We start from the raw sequence: 20,458 nt of genomic DNA, 5'->3' as shown, positions 1-20,458 counted from the left end.
TTTTTTTAGACCATTTTTGTTTTCAACTTAATGACATGATAGTTTGCTCCGGAATACCCAATAGTAAAGAATATTAACAAACTACGAATTATATCTTCATAGGCAAATAATTTAGTAAAAAAAATAAAAAAAACAGAGCCAATTGAAAACTAACTCTGTCATGCGTCAAATAAGAAATCTCAATTGATTACTTATTACTAAATCTTAACTTCTAAGACATTTGTGAATTCATTTTTAAAATCTGACGTGTTTTTTGCATTAAAAAATGGTAATCCAAATAATTTATAATTTTTATCTTCTGCCTTTAATATAGATGTATTACCGTATTTAGCTGTAATTTGCTCTAAAAATATTTCTTTCCATCCTTCCTTAGCGTCCTTAAATTTACCTAAACTATCTTCAAATTGATTTCCTTTTGGTTCTATGAAAACTTGATAGTATAATTGTAAACTTTTAGATTTTAGAAATAATAAAAAATCTGGTTGGAAGCCTCGCCCTTTATCAAAGTCATAGATTTTATATACTTCTTCATTTCTTAATAAAAACACCTTTTCATATTTATCTTCAAGATTTACAATTGTGTCTTGTATGAAGGAAATAAGGCTTCTTTCCTCACTAGATCCACTAAATCCATTATATATATACCAATCTTTATCCTTTAACTCTTTTTCCAATTTAATATTTTCAGGCACTTCTTCAACTGATTTTTCCTTATGCCAATTAGCCATATCGAGAATTGGTTTGGCTTTAAATTCGGAACCTATAAAAGGATTAGAAATTAGTTGCAATTCAATGGAAATTCTTTCGAAAAATCGAATTAGAGTTTTTAACTTTTCAGTATTTTCTAAGTTATCAAATGTATTTAATTTTGGCATTATTAATTTTATTGAAAACATTCCTAGAAAGTCATCATTTACTAAATCGTCAATAGAATTTATTTTCAACTCCTCTTTCAATTTATTAAATCGTAAAAGGGAACCATCTTTTTTGGCAATGCTATTAATAGCCTTTCTTATTATATGTAAATCAAAATCTTTTAGTTGTAATGAAATTGTCGAGCTATCATTTGATCCCTTTTTATAACGAGTTAAATCATCTTCATCAATATCAAGATTAACAGTTGTTTCATTGATTTTAAAAGACTCAATCTTATAAGTAAAATCGAAATCTTTTTTAATTTCATTTAGGGTAGATTTGCGCTTATTGGGATTGGTCTCTTGTGAATTATAGTATAATTTTAAGGAATTATAAAATTCTTTATTGGCTTCTAAAAAAGATTGTTTTAATTCATATCTTTTCAAGATTTTATCATTTTGCGGGAGTAAATCTTGCCTTTTTAATTCATTCTTTAAATCACTTAAATATTTTTCATTATTGTCACTATGAAAGAAAAATTCTTCCAAAACACGTAACTCGTGATTTAGTTGATTGTCAAATTTTCTCTTATTTTTTTCTTTATTATCAAACTCAAAAGGATTATAACGAACTCCTCTACCAATCAATTGAACTTCTGAAGTCGTTGCACTACCAGATTTCCCTTTATTAGTACCTCCAGTATTTTGACCTTCGTACATTCGTACAATATCATACAGATTAAGTACGTCCCAACCCTCAGTCAGCCTTTGAACCGTAAAAATTGCTCTAATGTGATTGTTTTTATCTTCTAGACTATTTAATAATTTTTCAGTTTGTTCTTCTGTTCTCTCAATTGTTTTAGTTCCTTTTTTTGAATTTGTAATTATACAATTTCTTTCGCCAAAAGCCCCTTGGAGGTAGGTTACTATACTTTTTACGCTAACATTATTTTGTTCCATGTAACGTTTAATGTCAATAATTCTACTTTGACCTTTCTTATAAAGTTCCGTTATATTAAATAATGCCTCCTCATCAAATTCATTTAGGAAATGGAAGTCCTTTATGTTCAAATCTTTTATGAGATTAATAAAAAAGTTAAAATCTTCCTGAGAATCTTCAATGTACTTACTTCTAAAAAGAATAACAGCTTTAAAATTAGGAATATTATATTTTAATGCAATTTCGTTTCTATACCAATTAAATAGTAAAGCTTGTAATATCCTTTTACGTTTGTCGAAGGAGCTAGAAACCAAATTAATTTCCTTTGTGAAACCCGCTTTTAAAAAATCTTTTAAGTCAAATTTATAAATCGTTATTGGTACATATTTTTTTTCTACCTCTGCATTTTTTGGTACAGTTGCAGTAAATTCAATAAGTGCATTATTATTTTTGATCTGAGTTTTAGAATTATCTTTATTCAATAACTTAGCAATAACGGTATGTTCCCAGCTTTTCTCGATTAATTCCTGGCTTGCTTTATCATTTAATTCTACAACTAAATCTAATGAAAATTGATCTCCTTTTTTCTTTTTAGTATCAGCATTTAAGTGATGTGCTTCGTCTCCAAGCATTACAATATCATCTTTTTGAAGCTGTTCTAAAAACACACTATCTTCTTTAACTCTATAAACCGAATTGTGTAAAGCGTTAATAGTTGTAAATAAAATTTGTATATCATCATCATAGTTAGAAAAACTAGTCACTTTTTTTATTCTCACGATCATATCGTCTATAACAATATTATCAGTAAATAAATATTTATTATGCAAAGTATTGGTAAGGTTTTCCTCTGTTTTTCCTACTATATTGTTTTGATTTACAAAGAATATAAATTTGTTTTTACCTTGCTTATAGTAATATAAAATTAGAGATGCCATTAATAAGGTTTTACCAGTTCCAGTTGCCATGTTAAAAAGTAAATGAGTAGGATCATTATCTTCTTCTAACCTTTTAATTTCCTGATAAGTTAAAAAGTTTATTAATGCCTCTTCTTGCCATTTGAAGAGAGTGAATTTTAAATTTTCTGTTATATATTTAGGTACTTTTTGCTTTGGAATTTCCAAATCATAAGCACTAGATTTAAGATCCTCGAAAAGATATTTAGGTGTAAATAGACTCATTAATTTATCTTTTAAATTCGGTAAAAATCTTTTGTAATTTGGATATCGTTATCAGACAAATCATATCGTTTGTCTTCCACATCTGATAAGTTGATATATAATTGATTTAAATCGAGCATTTTAATAAAAATTTCTTTTTGTCTCTCTAATGACAGATTGATAAAATTTTCCTCTTTTGCTATTACTTCCTTAAACTGTTTAATTTTCAGATTATAATGCAAAAAATATTTTTCGCACATATTATCGAAGTAACTTATAAGTTCGTTTAAATTTTTTGCATTTTGAATATGATCAATTGCATTTTGGTTATTTTTAGCAAGCTCTAAATAAACAAATGATCCTCCTCCCTTCCAATTAAGTAATTTTGAAATGCCAGATTGATCACTTCCATCAATACATGCTTTTAAGCGATCCAACGTTAATGTTTCTATATAGTCTAATTGCTCAATACCAATGAATTGCCTGTTCATTTTAGTTGCTACAGCGCAAGTTGTACCAGTACCAAGATGATAGTCTAAAACAATATCGCCTTCATTTGTAGAAGCTTCAATAATTCTTTGCAGCAGGTTTTCAGGTTTTTGACCTAATAAATCTAATCTTTCCTTTGACTGAGAATTAATTCTGGGAATATTCCATAATGTCCCAACAATTTTATCGTTTGATTCATAATATACTACCTTACCGTTTTCATCTTTCACAGTTACCATTTTTTTTAACTCTTTATCCCAAGTAACTTGATTTTGCATTCGTTTACTCTTGACATCTACTTTAATATGTTTGAAGTCTTGATTCCCATTGCTTTTTGAATAAAACAAGATAGCTTCGGTATCATTATTAAAATATTTTGTGAATTGAAATTTGAATTTATTTTCGTAAAACCAAACAATTTCATTTTTAAAGTTATTTCTACCAAAAATACTATCCATTAAAATTTTCAGATAATGAACTTCATTCCAGTCTGCTTGAACATATATGCTCCCGTCGGAGGATAGTAATTCTCTGGCTATTTCGAGTCTATTTTTCATAAATGTTAGCCAAGTCGAATGTGTAAATTTATCATTATACTTGAAGCTATCTTTTTCTGTATTGTATGGAGGGTCAATATATATAAGTTTTACTCTACCCCCAAACTCTTTCTTTAATGAATGTAATGCTAAAAGATTATTTCCTTTAATAATAAGATTGTCTTTTATAAATCCATTTTTGTCACGTTCAAATGAAGTAATTTTCTCTTCTCCTTTTTCTGTATATTTTTTTATTTTTGTAAAAGTTTTCGGTTCTAATAACCTATCAATTTCATCTTTAGCCAATACTTCATTAAAAAATATTTCCTTTCTAGTAGCTGTTTTCTCAACATAATGTTTATTTTTTTCATCCCATTCAAAGTGAGCATCGATTCCTTCTTCTGTACTTTGACCTCCCTCAAGAACGCAATCTTTGTATGGGAAATCTAAAACAACATCATTACTATCTTTTAGAAATTTGCCTCCAGTGGCAAGACCAATTCTATTTTCATATTGTGTATATGAATTATCAATTTTATTTTCATCTAAGTAAAATTTAAATTCACTCGATTTAAATACAAACACTTCCTTTATTTTAATAAAGAAATTTAGTCTAGTATGTTCATTATCTAATAATAATTCGATCAGTTTTTCGTCAATTTTATCAGCTAAATCGTGTATTTTGTTTATCATTAATTCGCCTTCATTATCTAAAAGTCTTTCGTCTGTTTTGAGTAATGAAATTAAATTGTCTTTGAAGTTGGTATTCATTTATAGATGTTTTTTTAAAGTGTAAATATATAAATATTGAAAATTTTAATCCCCATTTAATAAATTAGTTTACCTCTCGATGATTTTTATTTATTTTGGTTTCTTTTGGTAAAAAAAATAGGCTTATTTGAAAACTATTATTGTGATAATTTTTGTTGCTTTTATTTTAATTAATTTTTGAAGAGAATTTGAAAAAGTGTTCTAGAAGAAATCTTACTTTATCCTCTATATAATTTCGGAATACCTCTATTGAATATACAAACAAAAATAGGAGACAAATTTAAGGGTGTATTTTTGCACTCCTAATCATTCTATATCCCTTTATAAAGTCTCTTTTTCTTTCTTTGTTTAAATTGTTTCGAAACATAGTCTGTTATTTTTTCTCCACGAAGAAGAATATCTGATAGATTTTCTTTTACGTACTCTCTTAATTCAAGATTTTGAAAGTTCTCTGAATTTGTTGAAATTGAATTTTTATGTTTTCTTTCAAGCGCAAGAATGTTCATTGCACAGCTTTCCTGAATTCCTTTTGCACTGAATTCTTTTCCTAGACTGCTTCCGTTGAAAACGGATCTGGTTTTATGGTCAACGTAAGTTATTCCGTAAAGCTGTCCTTCACTGTTTTTTCTTAATATCGTGTGAATGCTTTCTCCTTCCAATACTTTAGATAATTTTTCGGGAGAAACTATATTCTCACGAAAGAAAGCCAGTGTTATGGCATTTCTCACATATTTTTTGCAAGATTCTTTCTCTGCTTCATTAGTTTTAAATTTTCCTTCCAGAAATTTTAAAGTAGGTCTGCTGTAAAATTCGCTGGCTTTTATCGGCACGCCTATCGGTTTTGAATTCTGGTCAAGTATCTTGTAAAGCAGTCCATTGTTTTTAAAAACTCTCGATTCCTCAGTTCCTCTATCAGCCTGGATATTATAGAGGTTTAGAACTGCATTGAGTTCAGGCAGGCTCGAATATTTATAGTCAAATAGAACCTTGTTTAAAACTGAATTGATCGCCTCTCTGGACTCTGCTTTTCCGTATTGGACTCTGCCGACATCTATCGGATTTAACGAAAATTGTTCTTTCTGTTTTCTTCCTTCGGCTTTTACCAGTCCGAACATTTCTTCAATTTCTTTTCGGGCAGGTTCTGATTTTCTGATTCCCAGTAAATGCAGATCGATTCTTTTTCCGTCTCTCTGAATGTTGTTTGTTACGATATGGCAGTGCGGATGCCCTGCATCATAATGCTGGTATACCAGATAAGGCTGTCTGCCGAATCCCAGTTTTTCCATATAAGCGTCTGCAATTTCAGCCAGTTTTTCTTTCGAGTGATTCTCCGACGGATCAAAGTTGAGCGAGATATGCACTGTATTCCGCTTCGCATTGGTATTTAGTTCTGCCAGTTTTAAAAAGCGGTTTAATTTTGAAGTGAAACTCAGTTTTTCCAATTCCAGCGGATAATTCACAGCACTTATGCATTCTGCTTTTCCGATTTCAACTTTATTTTCGTTGTAATTCAGAATACCTCTTATGGACGAGCTTGTTTTTATCACTGCAACCATTTTTCTGCTATTTTCTGGGTGTGACCTGAGACCTCTTCCATTTTATCAAAAAGTCTTTTTCTCTGGATCTCGAACAGATAAAGATGTCCTTTGAAATCGGGAACTGTTTTGAGCGTGTTTATCTTTCTGGCAATCTGATTGATATTATTACCAATTGCTTTTAATTCGGAAGATAGAATAATAGTTTCTTCCATCAATTCATCTAAAGACTGGTTTCTGTACGTGGCTACAATTGGTTTGTTAAATAAGTGCCTTCTTATATGGTCGCTTAATTTTCGGCAGGTGCTTGCTCTGAATCTTTTTTCCAGTTCGGCATACTCCATGGGAGTGAATCGCAGTCCCACGATTCGTGTTCTGTTTGAATCTTCTCTTTTCATCATCTTTCATTTTCATAGTGTTCAAACTCTTTGCTTTTAAGTTTCTCCACCGCCGAGTTCCGAGGCAATGGGTGGCAAGATAGGCGGTTGTTAAACAACCGTTCATCTTGCCAGATGCAGGAACGTGGCATCTTGAAGATTTTTAAAAGTCTAAATACTAAATTAAGTGTATCTTTTGAAGATTCCTATCCTAAGTAAATTTTACGCATGATAGCTGTTGGATGTTATCTTTAAGTGCTTACTAAACAACTCTATAAAATGTGATGTTTTAAGAAAGAGATCTTGAGAATCATAAAATATCATTTAATTGACAGCTCTGCTTTTAGTTGGTCAGTCTGCTTTTTATGTTTCTTTTCCAGCTCTTCAAACTCTCTCACCTTCTTTTTGTAGCAGACCTCTTTCAAATAAATTTCTTTATCAATGCGAGAAAGCTCCTTTTCCAAAATCTTGGTTTCTTCATATCGATATAAAAAAGATGTAAAGGCGAAGAATAAAAGGCTTAAAAGAATTACAAAAAGAATTTTTAGACGATTCATAAATAAATGAATTATAGAATTAGAAATCTTCTGTTTATTTAGAGATAAATATATAGTAAAATCTTTAATTTACTGGTATTTATGTATTTAGAAAGGCAACATCAATCAATGATTTTTTTAAAAGAAAAGGAAAAAAGAAAGCAGTCTTTGATTGGACAGTAAGACAGCTGAAGTGCTATAAGTCCCGAAGGGCATTTTTTGAGGAACGAAAAAAATGTTATGCGCACTTCTCTGGCTGTGTCCAATACCTTGCTTTGCTTTTTTTGTTTTAGAAATGATTTAGAAAGTTTTGATATTAAAGCAGTATGAAATTACTTTTTACATTATCGATCAAGGATATGCTGTCATTTATTCCGTTAGAAGCAATGAATTCCAGCACATAATTTTCGGCTTCTTTTTTCTTGTCTGGATCAGTTGAAAAGGTATTGAGGTAGAAATCTTCGCTTTCGTCTTTGATATGAATTATTTCAGTGTAGCCTTTTGTAATTAAAGTGCCTTTCAGCTTTAACACCTTAGCCTCACTCGCTCTGTCAATTTCCTTTTTAATTCTAAGATGTATAGTTTTATTCATGACTTGTATGGTATTATTGAGAATATTTGAAAACAAAAAAGAGACTCGAAAAGTCTCTTTTTGGAATTAATATATCTTTTATAAAAGCTTATTTGGCTTTTAGAATTTTTTCCAAATATTCGACTTTGTCTTTTTCTGCTTGAACTAAACGTTCGTATAGTTTAATCTGCTGTTCATGTGATTCTATTAATTTATCCAATGGATTAAAAGTGCATTGCGTATTTAATGATGAATTATCGTTAAAATTATTAAAGCTATTAAAATAATTAATTACGCCTTCATCGGAAAAGTTCTTAATTGCTTCCACACTTACCTCTAGAGCTTTTGCCACTTCTTTTAATTTTTCATCATCAATAGTTTCACTGTTTTCCAAGATAGAGACAGCCTGCTGGTTTGTTCCCATAGCCTGTGCCAGTGCTTCCTGTTTCATGTCTTTCAGTTCACGGATACGGCTGATCTTGCGCCCCATGTGATTAGGTTTTGTTAGTGTACTCATAGCCCAAAGATAATAATTAAGTATAAAAAAGCCAGATTTATGTATGATACATAATCTTCTTATGTACGGTACGGGACATTTTGATAGCGTACCATACTGGTAATTGCTTACTTGCCAATGTGTTTAGCAAAAATACAATTTTTCAGACAAGTATTAACTAAAATGAGTAAAATTATGAAAGCAATTCAAAACACCGCATCCGATTTAATTTATCAAGTTATTTCACAGAGCATCGATCCGATAGGCATTTACTGTTTTGCAGAGAAGAAAAGCAGTTATACTTTTAATGAGCCTTTCCAGAAGCCCGTTCAGAAAGAAAAGCATGTCCATCTTTATCTGCTGGTCATAGCGCAAGAATTCGAGGATAACATTGGCAATGACCTCACAGATAAAATAAAGAGCAGATCAAGAGGACATATAACTGTAACCATTCTCATGCACAGCCTGAGGAATATCGTGAAATTATACGGAGATCAGCAATATTTCTTCTGGAATATTTTTAAGAATGCACAGAGACTCCATATAGATGCATACAGATCTCCTATAATCTGGGCTAAAAATCCAGAAAAGAGATATGTGAAAAGCACTTCAGCATACGCAGGAGACAGAAGAAATATTACTGCATCGATCTGGGATCTTATTTATAATAACGATCAGTATTTTTCATATGAAGTCAGAATGTGTTCCCTTCATCAGATAGTGGAGCAGACCTGTCTTTCCCTTATAAGGGTATTTCTGGGATATACTCCTAATCATTTTTCTTTGGGCTACTTATTTGAGCTTTGCGAATACTTCACGAGCTTGACTTCTGAATACTTTCCCCGAAACAGCAGGGATGAAAAAAATATGTTCAAGCTTTTGAAAAAGAACCCAAACACGCTTCGATTCAGCAGAAGGAATAGTTTTGATTATCTGTACTATGGGCTAATGGAAGACAGATGCCGTGATTTTATGAAAGAGGCAGAAGTTGTAATTCAGAAAGAACTAGAGAGGCTTGAGGGAATTCATCAGCAGGAAACTTTATCAGCGTAAATTAGAAGTTATGTACTACAATATTTTAAGACAGAAGGGCAATCCAGCTCACAGGCGCATTAAGAAAGCGGTTAAGCGTTTGCGAATGTTTATGAAAACCGATTTAGTTTACTATTCGAAACAGTCAGGAAGGTTTTCTGCTTCCGGCATAATAACGGTTATTGTAAGTAAATCTAGTCCTCATTATTATGAAGAAATTTATGAATACTGCTGGAAAATTTTCAAACATTTCGATGAGTTTACTTTTCGTTTTTATGACAGGTTCTGGGTTAATGAGGAGATTGGAAATGGTAATCCGTACTTTATTCTGCATTGCAATGATGACGCTCTAATTTACAGCAGAACCAAAGAAAAGTGTGTTTTTAAGATAGCAGAAATAAATGCGGAAGATTTTCTTAAGACAGCAGGTGAAAGATTCGATGCCGATAGATTGGAGAGCGATAATGTCGGATGTGATTTAAAATATCATATGGGCAATAAGAATCATCTTCTGTCTGCTTATACAATCCATCAGCATCTGCGTTATCTCTTTATAAGTGTTTCTTGGTTTTTGACAGGAGAACATAACCCTTCACAAAATATAGCTGGACAGCTTAGATACCTGTCGCGATTCTCTGATAGGCTGGGAAATCCATTCAATCATGACCTAAGCAGAGAATTGTCCGTTTTGGAACAATTGGAATGTGTTCGCGAATCTGTTCAGAACAATCAGAAAATAGAGCGTGTAACACAGCAATGTGTTGAATCTGCCCTTGCAAAATTGGATTGGTTAAAAACTGAAACCAATATATTGTTCAAGGAGTGTATTGAGAAAACTAACCAAATATTTGAAAATTATGAAAACTGATGAAATCAAAAAAATAGAAAATATTAGGGTGTTAAGCGGAAGACTGCTTAATACCCTGAAAAAAGCAGAGGATAAAAGAGGAATGTATAATGCAGAGATCAGGGTTTATGGCTATTGCGAACTCGGTTCTGTTGTTAGAAACCTGATGAAGCTGTGCATTATCGCTTTAGATCAGGACAGCGCAGAAGTTCCGCCTACGATTCAAAACAAATACATTGATGTTGGGCTTATACTGGGGGTAGCACTTCAGCTGTTTCCAGTTGATGAATTAGAATTTTTAAATGAGATTACAGATCTGTTTTCAGAAAATAAAGAAGTAACAGAATAGCATAGATTAAAATTTAATATTTTAAAATTATGGAAACTGACAAAATAAAAACGCTGGAAGAATTTAAAGATTTTGCATCTTATCATTTTAAACTTCTGAAACCTGCTCAGGACAAGAGAGGGGAATCAATACGAGAGATAAGATTTTACGGCTACACGGATATGACGTCTCTGGGAGTGAATCTAATTAGAATGTGCCTGAATATCATTTATTCGGATGAACTGGATAATAGGGAAATATACATAGGTTCAGTTCTGGAGCTTGCTCTTCAGCTGATTCCAAGTGCAGAAATTGAGGTTCTGGATGAAATATACAGAATGCTCAATGAAAAGAAAGAAGCTAAATGATTACTGGGCTTATCAATGGTTTCAATACCGTTTTCATGAACATATTATGTCCATGACAGTGAGAGAAAAGCATTTTATCTTTGTCAGAATCAAAAATTTGATTGAGTGATGATAGGTAAATTTTGCTTATGATCATCAGTGGGTTAGGTTTTATATTTGTGTTATCCTACCCAAATTTTGCGCAGGATAAAATGAGAAAAGTGTTTTAACTTTATAACGATGAATGATTGTGGAACAAAAAAGACCGAGACTCGGTCTTTTTTTAATGAAGAGGAATTGTGAAATGAGAAATGAAGATGAGAATGAAAGAGGAAAAATGACGGCAGAGCAAGCCATGAAAATGCTGAAAGATGAGAATGTAGATGTAACGCTTGAACAGGCAGGCAAAGTATTAGATTTTTTACGACTGCTTGCCAGAGTTACGGTTTTAAACTATTTAAAGAAAAAGAGGGATGAAAAAGACAGCAGATTTATACGTGAGAGTGAGTACGGACGAGCAGGCGGAAAAAGGCTACTCTCAAAGAAACCAAGAGGAAATGCTAAGAAAGTATTGTGAGATTAATTCCATTCATATAAGGGATATTATTTATGAAGATCATTCTGCAAAAACATTTAACAGACCCAGATGGAAACTTTATCTGGCAACAATTAAAAAATACAAAAACAAAACCGATTTGATCCTGTTCACCAAATGGGACAGATTCAGCAGAAATGCAGGTGATGCATACCAGATGATTAATACACTTAGAAGACTTGGTGTCGAGCCTCAGGCAATAGAACAGCCTTTAGATCTGTCTATTCCAGAAAATAAAATGATGCTTGCTTTTTACCTTGCGGCTCCCGAAGTAGAAAATGACAGGAGAGCATTAAATACTTTTCACGGTATGAGAAGAGCTAGAAAAGAGGGACGCTACATGGGGCTTGCCCCTTCTGGCTATATAAACAAAATTACTGAAGATGGTAAGAAATATATAACTTTTGACCAGCCTGAAGCATCTATCTTAAAATGGTGTTTTGAAGAAATTGCAAAAGATGTTTTTAATACGGAACAGATTTTTCTTCAGGCAAAAAGCAAAGGACTTAAAACAAGCAAAAATAATTTCTGGAGACAGATCCGCAATCCTGTTTACTGCGGAAAAATATTAATTCCCAAATACAAAGATGAAGAAGCAAAATTTGTAATAGGATCGCATGAGCCGTTAATTTCTGAAGCGCTATTTTACCTTGTTCAAGATGTTTTAGAGGGACGAAGAAAGAATTTCAGGACTAAGTCGGTAACCTCCGAACCATTTCCGCTTCGTGGCTTGTTTAAATGCCCATTATGCGATAAGATTTTAACTGCAAGCATATCTAAAGGTAGAAACAGCCATTATTCATATTATCATTGCTATAAAGGCTGTAATTACAGAATCAGATCATGTGAGGTTAACCGCATTTTCTATGATCAGCTGAGAAAGTATATTCCAAAACCTGAAACAGAAAAGATTTACATTACAGCTGTCAAAGAGTACTTTAATGATTTCAACAAGGAGGCAGTGGCAGAAAAAAACAGGGTCATTTCTCAGCTGAAAGAATTTGACCAAAAGATTTCCTGCATTAGGGATTTACTGGCTTCAAAAAAAATCGATGTGAAAGATTACAGCGAAATGAAAACAGATTATGACAGCAAAATTCATCGTCTTGAAATTAAATTAGCTGATTTATCTCAGGAGAATATCAGCGTTTCGGATTTGTTAAAAACTGGAATTAAAAATTTAATGAAACTCAACGAATGCTGTAGTGAAGCGGATTTAACTCACTTTAGGAATATTATTGGTTCAATATATCCTGAAAAATTCACAATTGAAGAAAAGCAGTTTCGAACCGCAAGAATAAATGAGGTTGTTCAGATAGTTTACTTAATTAATGAGGAATTAGACCCAAAGAATAACGGGGCAAAGAAGAAAAAATCTTCTTTGCCCCGTCAAGTGACCGCGGAGGGGTTCGAACCCCCAACCCTCAGAGCCGAAATCTGATATTCTATCCAGTTGAACTACGCGGTCTTTTTGATTGTAGATTGTTGAGTTCAGATTTTAGGTTATTGTATAAAATCTGAACTCAAAAATATAATTTTTTAAACTAAAAGTTTCTTTACAATTGCAGAGATTGTTTTTCCTTCAGCAGTTCCACCTAATTGAGCAGATGCTAATCCCATAACTTTACCCATTGAAGCAATTCCTGAAGCGCCAGTTTCAGCAATGATTTTTGCAACTACTGCTTCTACTTCTTCTTCGCTTAATTGAGCTGGTAAAAATTTCTCGATTACTGCAACCTGAGCCAATTCTGGTTCAGCAAGATCAGGACGATTTTGTTCTGTAAAAATTCTAGCGCTTTCTTTACGAGTTTTAACTAGTCTTTGAAGTAATTTAACTTCATCGTCTTCTGTTAATTCTTCTTTAGAACCTGAAGCCGTTGCAGCTAATAACATTTCAGATTTGATTGCTCTTAAAGCTTCTAATGCCACTGTATCTTTTGCTCTCATGGCGGTTTTAATCTCGTCCATGATTAATGTTTGTAAGCTCATCTTATTTTTTATTTAAAATAGGTAAAACCTATAATTGATATGAATGCTTGAAAATTTGTTCTAGACTCCGCTCGAACTGACAACAAGATTAACTTTAAAAGTCAAGTATAGAAGTCAAATTTAAAATTCTGTGCGAAGATAAAAAAAATAACCCGAAAATTAAATCCAATTCTCGGGTTATCCGTATTTATTATGATTGCAAAATTAATCTACATTGTCATGCAAAAATGAATTGTTTGAACGCAATTGCAAATCATTATTACTATCTGTCCCAACTGATATTCTGGAACCCGTGTTATTTGATTGTGAATTAGACAAATCGATTCCTAATCTTTTATAAGCAGGTTCTTTTTCAAGCTCATCGATTCTAGAAACATTATTGTGAAATTTATAATTAAATTCTTTTAGTTTCTTTCTTCTTTCATCAGCTCTTAAACGTAATGTCTCTTCAATTGTTAATTCCATCGGAGAAACATTTGATGTTGTAGAATAATCAGCTTCACTTGCAAAATCTCTTGGTTTCATAGTAATATTTAATTCCTCAGGAATTACATCTTCTATCACTTTTTCAACCGGTTTTGATGCTGTTAAATCATTCTCAACCTCCATATATTCTTCTAAAGAATACTTGATAATTCCGTTATCAGAAACTTCCGTAACCGGTACAAATTGTACAGGATCATTTACTTTTATATTACGTGTTTCATTCGATAATTCGAATAAAATCTTAGTCTCTTGTTCAACAACAGGCTCTTTTCTAGCTTCTGGTTCTGATCTGTAAAGAGGTAAGTCAAATGAGAAAGTAGTTTGTTCTTCTCTTTCGAAAGTTCTTTGCTGAACAGGTTTTACTTCCTGAAAAGCCTGTACTTGAGGAGTTGGCGCTGTAATTGTAAAATCAATATCTGTAATTGGTGAAACAATTTCAAAAGTTACATCAAGATTCTTGATAAACTCAGACATTACAACCAATTCTTCCTGATTCATAGATGGAGCAACTGCAACCGGAGCAACCGGAGTTGGTATTACGGGAGCAACCGTATCCGCAAATGAAGTGTCATCCATTAAATCGAAAACAATTTTTTCTTCTGATTTCGCAGTTGGTGTTTCAGCATTTAAATCAAAAGAAGTAACTGATTTATTTGTCAAATCATAAACACTTCTTTGATCATCTCCTAATGTGTGGATGATTTTTTTAGGCTCAGTATTTACAATTTCATTTTGTTGTTCAACATCAAAACCTGTTGCAATAATAGTCACAGCAATAGCATCACCAAGAGTTTCGTCTTCACCAACTCCCATGATAATATTAGCATTATGACCTGCTTCTACCTGAATGTGATCATTGATTTCTCCAATCTCATCCAATGTAATTTCGTTTGATCCAGAAACGATAAGCAACAATACGTTTTTGGCTCCTGTAATTTTGTTGTCGTTTAACAACGGAGAATCCAATGCCGAAACGATAGCATCTTTAGCTCTGTTTTCACCCGCAGCAACAGAAGATCCCATGATAGCTGTTCCACTGTTTGACAAAACAGTTTTAGCATCACGTAAATCGATATTTTGAGTATAGTGATGTGTAATTACTTCAGCAATACCTCTTGAGGCTGTTGCCAAAACTTCATCAGCTTTAGAGAATCCTGCTTTAAAACCAAGATTTCCGTATACTTCTCTTAACTTATTATTATTAATTACAATTAATGAATCGACTTGCTTACGCAATTTCTCGATTCCTAAAAGTGCTTGTTCCTGACGTACTTTCCCTTCAAACTGAAACGGAATTGTTACGATACCAACTGTCAAAATTTCTCTTTCTTTTGCCAATTGTGCAATTACCGGAGCTGCACCTGTACCTGTTCCTCCACCCATACCAGCGGTAATAAATACCATCTTGGTACCACGGTCCAACATTTTCTCGATATCAGCGATACTTTCTATAGCAGACTGTTGTCCTACATCAGGATTTGCTCCTGCTCCAAGACCTTCTGTTAAATTCATACCTAACTGAATTTTATTAGGTACAGAACTATTCTGTAGTGCCTGTGAATCTGTATTACAAACGATGAAATCAACGCCTTTAATACCTTGTTTAAACATGTGGTTAATAGCATTACTACCTCCACCACCTACACCTATTACTTTGATTACATTTGATTGGTTTTTTGGTAAATCAAATGAAATACTTCCAAATTCTGAGTTGCTCATCATCTTTTTGGTTTTTGAAATTCTTATTTAATACATTTTTTACTTCTTGACTTGGGGCCAAAAAAGTAATCCTTTTCTTTTATTGTCTTATTCTGCGTTGTCTAAAAAATCTTTGATTTTGTCGACATACCTATCAAAAAATGATCTTCTAATTTTTGTTTCGGTAGATTCTTCTTTAGAGGCATTGCTTCTAACTTCTCTTGTCTCTTCAATAGTTTCTACTCTTTCAACGTAGTTTTCTTCTACTTCGTATCGTTGTTGTACAGGTTGTTGTTGCTGAGGCGGAACATTTCTGTACACCACTCTTGGCTGCTCATTTACAATCTCCATTCTAACAGCACTTTGCGTACTATTTTCGATACTATTCATTACTAATCCAACTGCTGTTGCAAATAACGGACTAGAAATTTCTTCGCTTGAATTTCCAGCTAAGTGCTCATTTGGATATCCAATTCTCGTATCCATTCCTGTAATGTACTCTACTAATTGTTTAATATGCTTTAGCTGAGCTCCACCACCTGTAAGAACGATTCCGGCAATTAATTTTTTACGAGGATCTTCGTGTCCATAAGCTTTAATTTCTGCAAAAACCTGCTCAACAATTTCCACAACACGTGCGTGAATAATTTTAGATAAATTTTTAAGCGAAATCTCTTTTGGCTCTCTTCCTCTTAAACCCGGAATAGAAACAATCTCATTGTCTTTATTTTCTCCCGGCCAAGCTGATCCGAATTTTATTTTTAAAAGCTCTGCTTGTTTTTCGATAATCGAACAACCTTCTTTAATATCATCAGTAATTACATTTCCTCCAAAAGGAATCACTGCTGTATGACGAATAATACCATCTTTAAAAATGGCTAAATCTGTTGTTCCACCACCAATATCAATTAAAGCTACACCTGCTTCTTTTTCTTCCTGACTCAAAACCGCATCTGCCGAAGCCAATGGTTCTAATGTCAATCCAGACAATTCGATTCCTGAACTCTGAATACATCTTCCAACGTTTCTGATCGAAGAAGCTTGCCCAACTACTACGTGAAAACTAGATTCCAGTCTTCCACCGTACATTCCAATTGGTTCTTTAATTTCAGATTGTCCGTCGATTTTAAATTCTTGTGGCAAAACGTGAATAATTTCTTCTCCCGGTAACATGGCCAATTTATTAACCTGGTCAATCAAAAGCTGAATATCTTTTTCGCCAATTACTTCCTCCGGATTATTACGGCTGATGTAATCTGTATGCTGTATACTTCTTATGTGTTGTCCTGCGATACCAACAACGACATCTTTAATTTTATAACCTGAATTATTTTCTGCCTCAAGTATTGCTTGCTGAATTGATTGAATAGTTTGCGTAATGTTGTTTACAACTCCACGTGCAACTCCCAAACTTTTGGATTTTCCAATACCCAAAATTTCCAACTTACCATACTCATTTTTCTTGCCTATCATGGCAACTATTTTGGTTGTTCCAATATCTAGACCTACTGCAATGTTATCTTTTTCCATTTTCTATTATTTTGTGCAAACTACTTGTTCCGTAAACCTAAGGTCAATTTTATTGTATTTGTATAACGAACTATCTAAAACTGCTTTTTGAAAAAAAGCTTTATAGTTTCTAAATTTCTTATCAACATTCATCGTTCTGCCAAAATCGATGACGTAATTATAATTTCGATTAAACATTTTTAGGCTGCCATTCGGCATAATTTGTATTGCAATGATGTTTTTTTTCAAAAACGCATCGTCATAAATTGTGCGAAATAAAGCAGCTAAATCTTCGTTATTTTTTTTATTTATTGCCCCTGAAACAAGAGGAACTCGCGACGTAAAATTGTCCGACAAAGGCATTTTATTACCCTCATAGTCAATATAAAAAGATTGATCACCATCATAAACTCGCGCTATTGGTGTCTTCTGTTTTACTACCGCTTTTAGAACGCCGTCGATACTTACAAAAACGTCTGACTTTTCAATCATGTCTTGCGTATCAAGGGTTTTTTCTATCTTATTCAAATCTAACTCATCTTTTCGGATACTGGAAGCGTCTTTTTTATTTTCTATCAACAATTTATTAACCGTTTCCGGCTTCACAAAAAGCGTATTTTCTCCTACAAAAACGACCATCGATTTTTTCAATTTTCGATCTCCATTTCGATGTTGAGCAAAAGAATATAAAAAAAGAACAAGCCCTAAAATGAGAAATAATCGAATATTTGTCCAATTAAATATTTTCATTTAGCATTTTTTTGATTGACGGAACCATTTCACCAATATCACCAGCTCCTATTGTCACAATTATTGGCGCATCACTGGCTTTGATCTCCGCTAATAAATCACTTTTTGCAACAATTTTCTTGTTCGAATTTGTCATTTTACCCAACAACCAATCAGATGTAATTCCTTCCATCGGTAATTCGCGTGCAGGATAAATATCCATTAAAAACACTTCATCAAATTGAGATAAACTTTCAGCAAATCCATCTGCAAAATCTCTCGTTCTGCTAAACAAATGTGGCTGAAAAATTGCCAATACTTTACGATTTGGATACAATTCCCTAACCGCTTGATGTACAGCATTTATTTCTGTTGGATGATGTGCATAATCATCAATATAAACTAACTTTTCAGATTTAATCTGATAAGAAAAACGTCTTCTGATTCCGTTGAATGACGCAATGGCTTTTGCGATGGCATCGGTCGGGGTGCCAAAAGTTTTTGCCATCGCAATAGCCATTAAGCCATTCATTAAATTGTGTTTTCCAGGCAATCCAAAATGCAAATCTTTCATGATTTCTGATGGAGTTTCTACATCAAAAACATAGCTTCCATCTTCGACACGCACATTGAACGCCTTATATACAGCATCTTCATTTATAGCACATTGAACTCCTTCCAGAGGTAATTCTTTGGTTATAAAAAGATTATTCTTATTTTCTACTTTTGAAGCAAATTCTACAAACGATTCTTCAATCGCTTCACTTGTTCCGTAAATATCCAAATGGTCTGCATCCATTGAAGTAATACAAGCAATATTAGGATGCAAATGCAAGAATGAACGATCAAATTCATCTGCTTCTACAACTGTTACGGTTTTTCCGCTTCCAATTAAATTAGAATTATAATTCTCTACAATTCCACCAACAAAAGCCGTAACATCAGCTCCGCTTTCAAATAAAATATGCCCAAGAATACTTGAAGTTGTAGTTTTTCCGTGTGTTCCGGCAACAGCAAAACTAAAAGTGTCTTTGGTAATAATTCCTAAAACCTCGGCACGCTTTTTAATTTCATAATTTCTTTCGATAAAATAATTCCACTCTGAATGTGATTTTGGAACCGCAGGCGTAAAAATCACCAACGTATTCTCTGCATAATACTCACTCGGAATCAAACTAATATTATCTTCAAAATGAATATCAATACCACTCTCTATCAATTCGCTTGTTAACATTGATGGCGTTTTGTCGTAACCAGAAACCTGTTTCCCTATATTTTTAAAATAGCGAGCCAGAGCACTCATTCCTATGCCTCCAATGCCAATAAAATAAACGTTTTGTATTTGATTTAAATTCATTTCTATTTAGTTTTGAGCTATTTACAAGTTGCTTTATTTTATAAAAAACTAGTAATTAAGCCTTTGTAATTTTATTATTTTAACAACTCAAAACGCTTAAAAATAGCGTTCTAAATTTTTAATTTTGTTCTATAATTTTCGAAAAAAGTTATATTATAACAACTTTTTAATCTGATCCACAATCACTTTCGTTGCATTTGGCATTGCCAATTTCTTGATGTTATCGCTTAATTGTTTCTGTTTTCCCTGATCTTTCAATAAAGCTTCAAAAACAATACTAAACTCATTTTCCAATTCCGATTCTTTCAATAAAATAGCCCCTTTCGCATCTACAATTGCCTGCGCATTTTTTGTTTGATGATCTTCGGCCACATTTGGTGACGGAATAAAAATTACCGGTTTTCCAACAATACATAATTCTGAAACCGATGACGCTCCTGCTCGCGAAATAATCACATCTGCAGCAGCATACACAAAATCCATTCTTTCTATGAAATCAACTACTCTAACATTTTGTTGATTGTGCTTTTTATAATCTTCAAAATATAATTTTCCGCATTGCCAAATGATTTGTACATCTTGCGAAAGCATATTTTGCAATTCTTTTTCAATTAACTGATTGATTCTTCTTGCTCCTAAACTTCCTCCTAAAACCAACAATGTTTTTTTATTCGGATCTAAGCCATAAAAAGTAATTGCTTCGTCGCGTTTACTCTCAATATCAATTAAATCCTGACGAACCGGATTTCCAGTCAAAACAATTTTTTCTTTAGGAAAAAACCTTTCCAAATTCTCGTAAGCAACACAAATTGCATTTGCTTTTTTGCTCAACAACTTATTTGTAATTCCCGGAAAAGAATTCTGTTCCTGAACTACTGTCGGAATTCCTGCCGAACCTGCCGCTTGCAATAATGGTCCACTGGCAAAACCTCCTGTACCTATTACTACGTTTGGTTTAAATTGTTTGATAATTCGTCTTGACTCTAACAAACTTGTTGCCAATTTTAATGGAAACATCAAATTTTGTAAAGTCAATTTTCTTTGTAAACCAGCTATCCAAAGACCTTTTATTTCGTAACCTGCCTGAGGCACTTTTTGCATTTCCATTTTATCTCTGGCACCTACAAAAAGAAATTCAGCATCAGGAAATTGTAATTTTAATTCATTTGCAATCGCAATTGCCGGATAAATATGTCCTCCAGTTCCACCGCCACTTAGTATGAATTTATACTTTGTCATATTCTTAAAATTATAACGCTTAAAAAATTATCCTGTT

At 32.9% G+C, this 20,458-nt stretch carries 19 protein-coding genes and 1 tRNA gene; 6 read left to right on the top strand and 14 right to left on the bottom strand.

Translation table 11 applies throughout. The annotated features are described in order from the left end of the window. Positions 1-197: 197 nt before the first annotated feature. The 7 genes from WN975_RS23955 to WN975_RS23925 all read right to left on the bottom strand — a co-directional run bounded on the left by WN975_RS23955 (position 198) and on the right by WN975_RS23925 (position 8,286). Complete coding sequence (locus WN975_RS23955; protein WP_337968663.1) at positions 198-2,975, bottom strand: DEAD/DEAH box helicase family protein; 2,778 nt, start codon at positions 2,973-2,975, stop codon at positions 198-200. Between the two features lie 11 nt (positions 2,976-2,986). Next, entirely contained in the window at positions 2,987-4,750 is a 1,764-nt protein-coding gene (locus WN975_RS23950; protein WP_337968662.1) for a DNA methyltransferase, read from the bottom strand. 311 nt (positions 4,751-5,061) lie between these two features. Continuing rightward, positions 5,062-6,306, bottom strand: coding sequence for a relaxase/mobilization nuclease domain-containing protein (locus WN975_RS23945; RefSeq protein ID WP_337968661.1), 1,245 nt, complete (start codon positions 6,304-6,306; stop codon positions 5,062-5,064). Next, positions 6,294-6,683, bottom strand: a complete 390-nt coding sequence (gene mobC / locus WN975_RS23940) for a plasmid mobilization relaxosome protein MobC (protein WP_337968660.1) — start codon at positions 6,681-6,683, stop codon at positions 6,294-6,296. Before mobC ends, WN975_RS23945 begins: the two co-directional genes overlap by 13 nt. Before the next feature lie 299 nt (positions 6,684-6,982). Next, positions 6,983-7,219 (bottom strand): hypothetical protein, encoded by a 237-nt coding sequence (locus WN975_RS23935; RefSeq protein WP_337968659.1) that lies wholly within the window; start codon positions 7,217-7,219, stop codon positions 6,983-6,985. A gap of 295 nt (positions 7,220-7,514) precedes the next feature. Beyond that, positions 7,515-7,790 (bottom strand): hypothetical protein, encoded by a 276-nt coding sequence (locus WN975_RS23930; RefSeq protein WP_337968658.1) that lies wholly within the window; start codon positions 7,788-7,790, stop codon positions 7,515-7,517. Between the two features lie 88 nt (positions 7,791-7,878). After that, positions 7,879-8,286: a helix-turn-helix transcriptional regulator gene (locus tag WN975_RS23925; RefSeq protein WP_337968657.1), complete on the bottom strand. Its 408-nt coding sequence runs from the start codon at positions 8,284-8,286 to the stop codon at positions 7,879-7,881. Positions 8,287-8,460: 174 nt separating this feature from the next. On the opposite strand from WN975_RS23925, the gene WN975_RS23920 reads away from it, so the two are divergent. The 6 genes from WN975_RS23920 to WN975_RS23895 all read left to right on the top strand — a co-directional run bounded on the left by WN975_RS23920 (position 8,461) and on the right by WN975_RS23895 (position 12,855). Then, complete coding sequence (locus WN975_RS23920; protein ID WP_337968656.1) at positions 8,461-9,318, top strand: hypothetical protein; 858 nt, start codon at positions 8,461-8,463, stop codon at positions 9,316-9,318. A 10-nt stretch (positions 9,319-9,328) separates the two neighbouring features. Continuing rightward, positions 9,329-10,165 (top strand): hypothetical protein, encoded by an 837-nt coding sequence (locus tag WN975_RS23915; protein WP_337968655.1) that lies wholly within the window; start codon positions 9,329-9,331, stop codon positions 10,163-10,165. Further along, entirely contained in the window at positions 10,155-10,493 is a 339-nt protein-coding gene (locus WN975_RS23910; protein WP_337968654.1) for a hypothetical protein, read from the top strand. The genes WN975_RS23915 and WN975_RS23910 overlap by 11 nt, the downstream gene beginning before the upstream one ends. A 29-nt stretch (positions 10,494-10,522) precedes the next feature. Continuing rightward, on the top strand, positions 10,523-10,840 hold the full coding sequence (locus tag WN975_RS23905; protein ID WP_337968653.1) for a hypothetical protein: 318 nt from the start codon (positions 10,523-10,525) through the stop codon (positions 10,838-10,840). A 265-nt stretch (positions 10,841-11,105) separates the two neighbouring features. Then, complete coding sequence (locus tag WN975_RS23900) at positions 11,106-11,396, top strand: hypothetical protein (protein WP_337968652.1); 291 nt, start codon at positions 11,106-11,108, stop codon at positions 11,394-11,396. Beyond that, positions 11,293-12,855, top strand: coding sequence for a recombinase family protein (locus tag WN975_RS23895; protein WP_337969016.1), 1,563 nt, complete (start codon positions 11,293-11,295; stop codon positions 12,853-12,855). The genes WN975_RS23900 and WN975_RS23895 overlap by 104 nt, the downstream gene beginning before the upstream one ends. Here the strand turns inward: WN975_RS23895 and WN975_RS23890 are convergent. The 7 genes from WN975_RS23890 to murG all read right to left on the bottom strand — a co-directional run bounded on the left by WN975_RS23890 (position 12,809) and on the right by murG (position 20,421). Further along, positions 12,809-12,882: transfer RNA gene (locus WN975_RS23890), tRNA-Arg, on the bottom strand. The two genes, WN975_RS23895 and WN975_RS23890, sit on opposite strands and share 47 nt — an antisense overlap. 71 nt (positions 12,883-12,953) lie before the next feature. Continuing rightward, positions 12,954-13,403 carry a GatB/YqeY domain-containing protein gene (locus tag WN975_RS23885; protein WP_074659845.1) on the bottom strand — a complete coding sequence of 150 codons (450 nt, stop codon included), beginning with the start codon at positions 13,401-13,403 and terminating at the stop codon, positions 12,954-12,956. Between the two features lie 204 nt (positions 13,404-13,607). After that, entirely contained in the window at positions 13,608-15,611 is a 2,004-nt protein-coding gene (ftsZ, locus tag WN975_RS23880) for a cell division protein FtsZ (RefSeq protein ID WP_337968651.1), read from the bottom strand. Between the two features lie 84 nt (positions 15,612-15,695). Continuing rightward, on the bottom strand, positions 15,696-17,117 hold the full coding sequence (gene ftsA, locus WN975_RS23875) for a cell division protein FtsA (RefSeq protein WP_099710909.1): 1,422 nt from the start codon (positions 17,115-17,117) through the stop codon (positions 15,696-15,698). A gap of 6 nt (positions 17,118-17,123) precedes the next feature. After that, complete coding sequence (locus WN975_RS23870) at positions 17,124-17,846, bottom strand: cell division protein FtsQ (protein WP_337968650.1); 723 nt, start codon at positions 17,844-17,846, stop codon at positions 17,124-17,126. Continuing rightward, positions 17,833-19,182, bottom strand: coding sequence for a UDP-N-acetylmuramate--L-alanine ligase (murC, locus tag WN975_RS23865; protein ID WP_337968649.1), 1,350 nt, complete (start codon positions 19,180-19,182; stop codon positions 17,833-17,835). Before murC ends, WN975_RS23870 begins: the two co-directional genes overlap by 14 nt. Positions 19,183-19,335: 153 nt before the next feature. Beyond that, positions 19,336-20,421: an undecaprenyldiphospho-muramoylpentapeptide beta-N-acetylglucosaminyltransferase gene (murG, locus tag WN975_RS23860; protein ID WP_337968648.1), complete on the bottom strand. Its 1,086-nt coding sequence runs from the start codon at positions 20,419-20,421 to the stop codon at positions 19,336-19,338. Positions 20,422-20,458 lie beyond the last annotated feature (37 nt).

The organism is uncultured Flavobacterium sp. (genome assembly GCF_951805225.1).
In the GTDB taxonomy this organism is placed as follows: domain Bacteria; phylum Bacteroidota; class Bacteroidia; order Flavobacteriales; family Flavobacteriaceae; genus Flavobacterium.
This window is presented reverse-complemented; position numbering and strand designations above follow the sequence as displayed.

What these genes read in the sequence shown, in the direction of transcription:
- murG (WP_337968648.1), bottom strand. Translation starts at nt 20,421, where the DNA reads ATGACAAAGTATAAATTCATACTAAGTGGCGGTGGAACTGGAGGACAT.
- WN975_RS23925 (WP_337968657.1), bottom strand. Translation starts at nt 8,286, where the DNA reads ATGAGTACACTAACAAAACCTAATCACATGGGGCGCAAGATCAGCCGT.
- WN975_RS23905 (WP_337968653.1), top strand. Translation starts at nt 10,523, where the DNA reads ATGGAAACTGACAAAATAAAAACGCTGGAAGAATTTAAAGATTTTGCA.
- WN975_RS23885 (WP_074659845.1), bottom strand. Translation starts at nt 13,403, where the DNA reads ATGAGCTTACAAACATTAATCATGGACGAGATTAAAACCGCCATGAGA.
- WN975_RS23930 (WP_337968658.1), bottom strand. Translation starts at nt 7,790, where the DNA reads ATGAATAAAACTATACATCTTAGAATTAAAAAGGAAATTGACAGAGCG.
- ftsA (WP_099710909.1), bottom strand. Translation starts at nt 17,117, where the DNA reads ATGGAAAAAGATAACATTGCAGTAGGTCTAGATATTGGAACAACCAAA.
- WN975_RS23895 (WP_337969016.1), top strand. Translation starts at nt 11,293, where the DNA reads ATGAAAAAGACAGCAGATTTATACGTGAGAGTGAGTACGGACGAGCAG.
- WN975_RS23870 (WP_337968650.1), bottom strand. Translation starts at nt 17,846, where the DNA reads ATGAAAATATTTAATTGGACAAATATTCGATTATTTCTCATTTTAGGG.
- WN975_RS23900 (WP_337968652.1), top strand. Translation starts at nt 11,106, where the DNA reads ATGAAGAGGAATTGTGAAATGAGAAATGAAGATGAGAATGAAAGAGGA.
- WN975_RS23915 (WP_337968655.1), top strand. Translation starts at nt 9,329, where the DNA reads ATGTACTACAATATTTTAAGACAGAAGGGCAATCCAGCTCACAGGCGC.
- WN975_RS23950 (WP_337968662.1), bottom strand. Translation starts at nt 4,750, where the DNA reads ATGAATACCAACTTCAAAGACAATTTAATTTCATTACTCAAAACAGAC.
- WN975_RS23955 (WP_337968663.1), bottom strand. Translation starts at nt 2,975, where the DNA reads ATGAGTCTATTTACACCTAAATATCTTTTCGAGGATCTTAAATCTAGT.
- murC (WP_337968649.1), bottom strand. Translation starts at nt 19,182, where the DNA reads ATGAATTTAAATCAAATACAAAACGTTTATTTTATTGGCATTGGAGGC.
- mobC (WP_337968660.1), bottom strand. Translation starts at nt 6,683, where the DNA reads ATGAAAAGAGAAGATTCAAACAGAACACGAATCGTGGGACTGCGATTC.
- WN975_RS23910 (WP_337968654.1), top strand. Translation starts at nt 10,155, where the DNA reads ATGAAAACTGATGAAATCAAAAAAATAGAAAATATTAGGGTGTTAAGC.
- WN975_RS23945 (WP_337968661.1), bottom strand. Translation starts at nt 6,306, where the DNA reads ATGGTTGCAGTGATAAAAACAAGCTCGTCCATAAGAGGTATTCTGAAT.
- ftsZ (WP_337968651.1), bottom strand. Translation starts at nt 15,611, where the DNA reads ATGATGAGCAACTCAGAATTTGGAAGTATTTCATTTGATTTACCAAAA.
- WN975_RS23935 (WP_337968659.1), bottom strand. Translation starts at nt 7,219, where the DNA reads ATGAATCGTCTAAAAATTCTTTTTGTAATTCTTTTAAGCCTTTTATTC.
- WN975_RS23920 (WP_337968656.1), top strand. Translation starts at nt 8,461, where the DNA reads ATGAAAGCAATTCAAAACACCGCATCCGATTTAATTTATCAAGTTATT.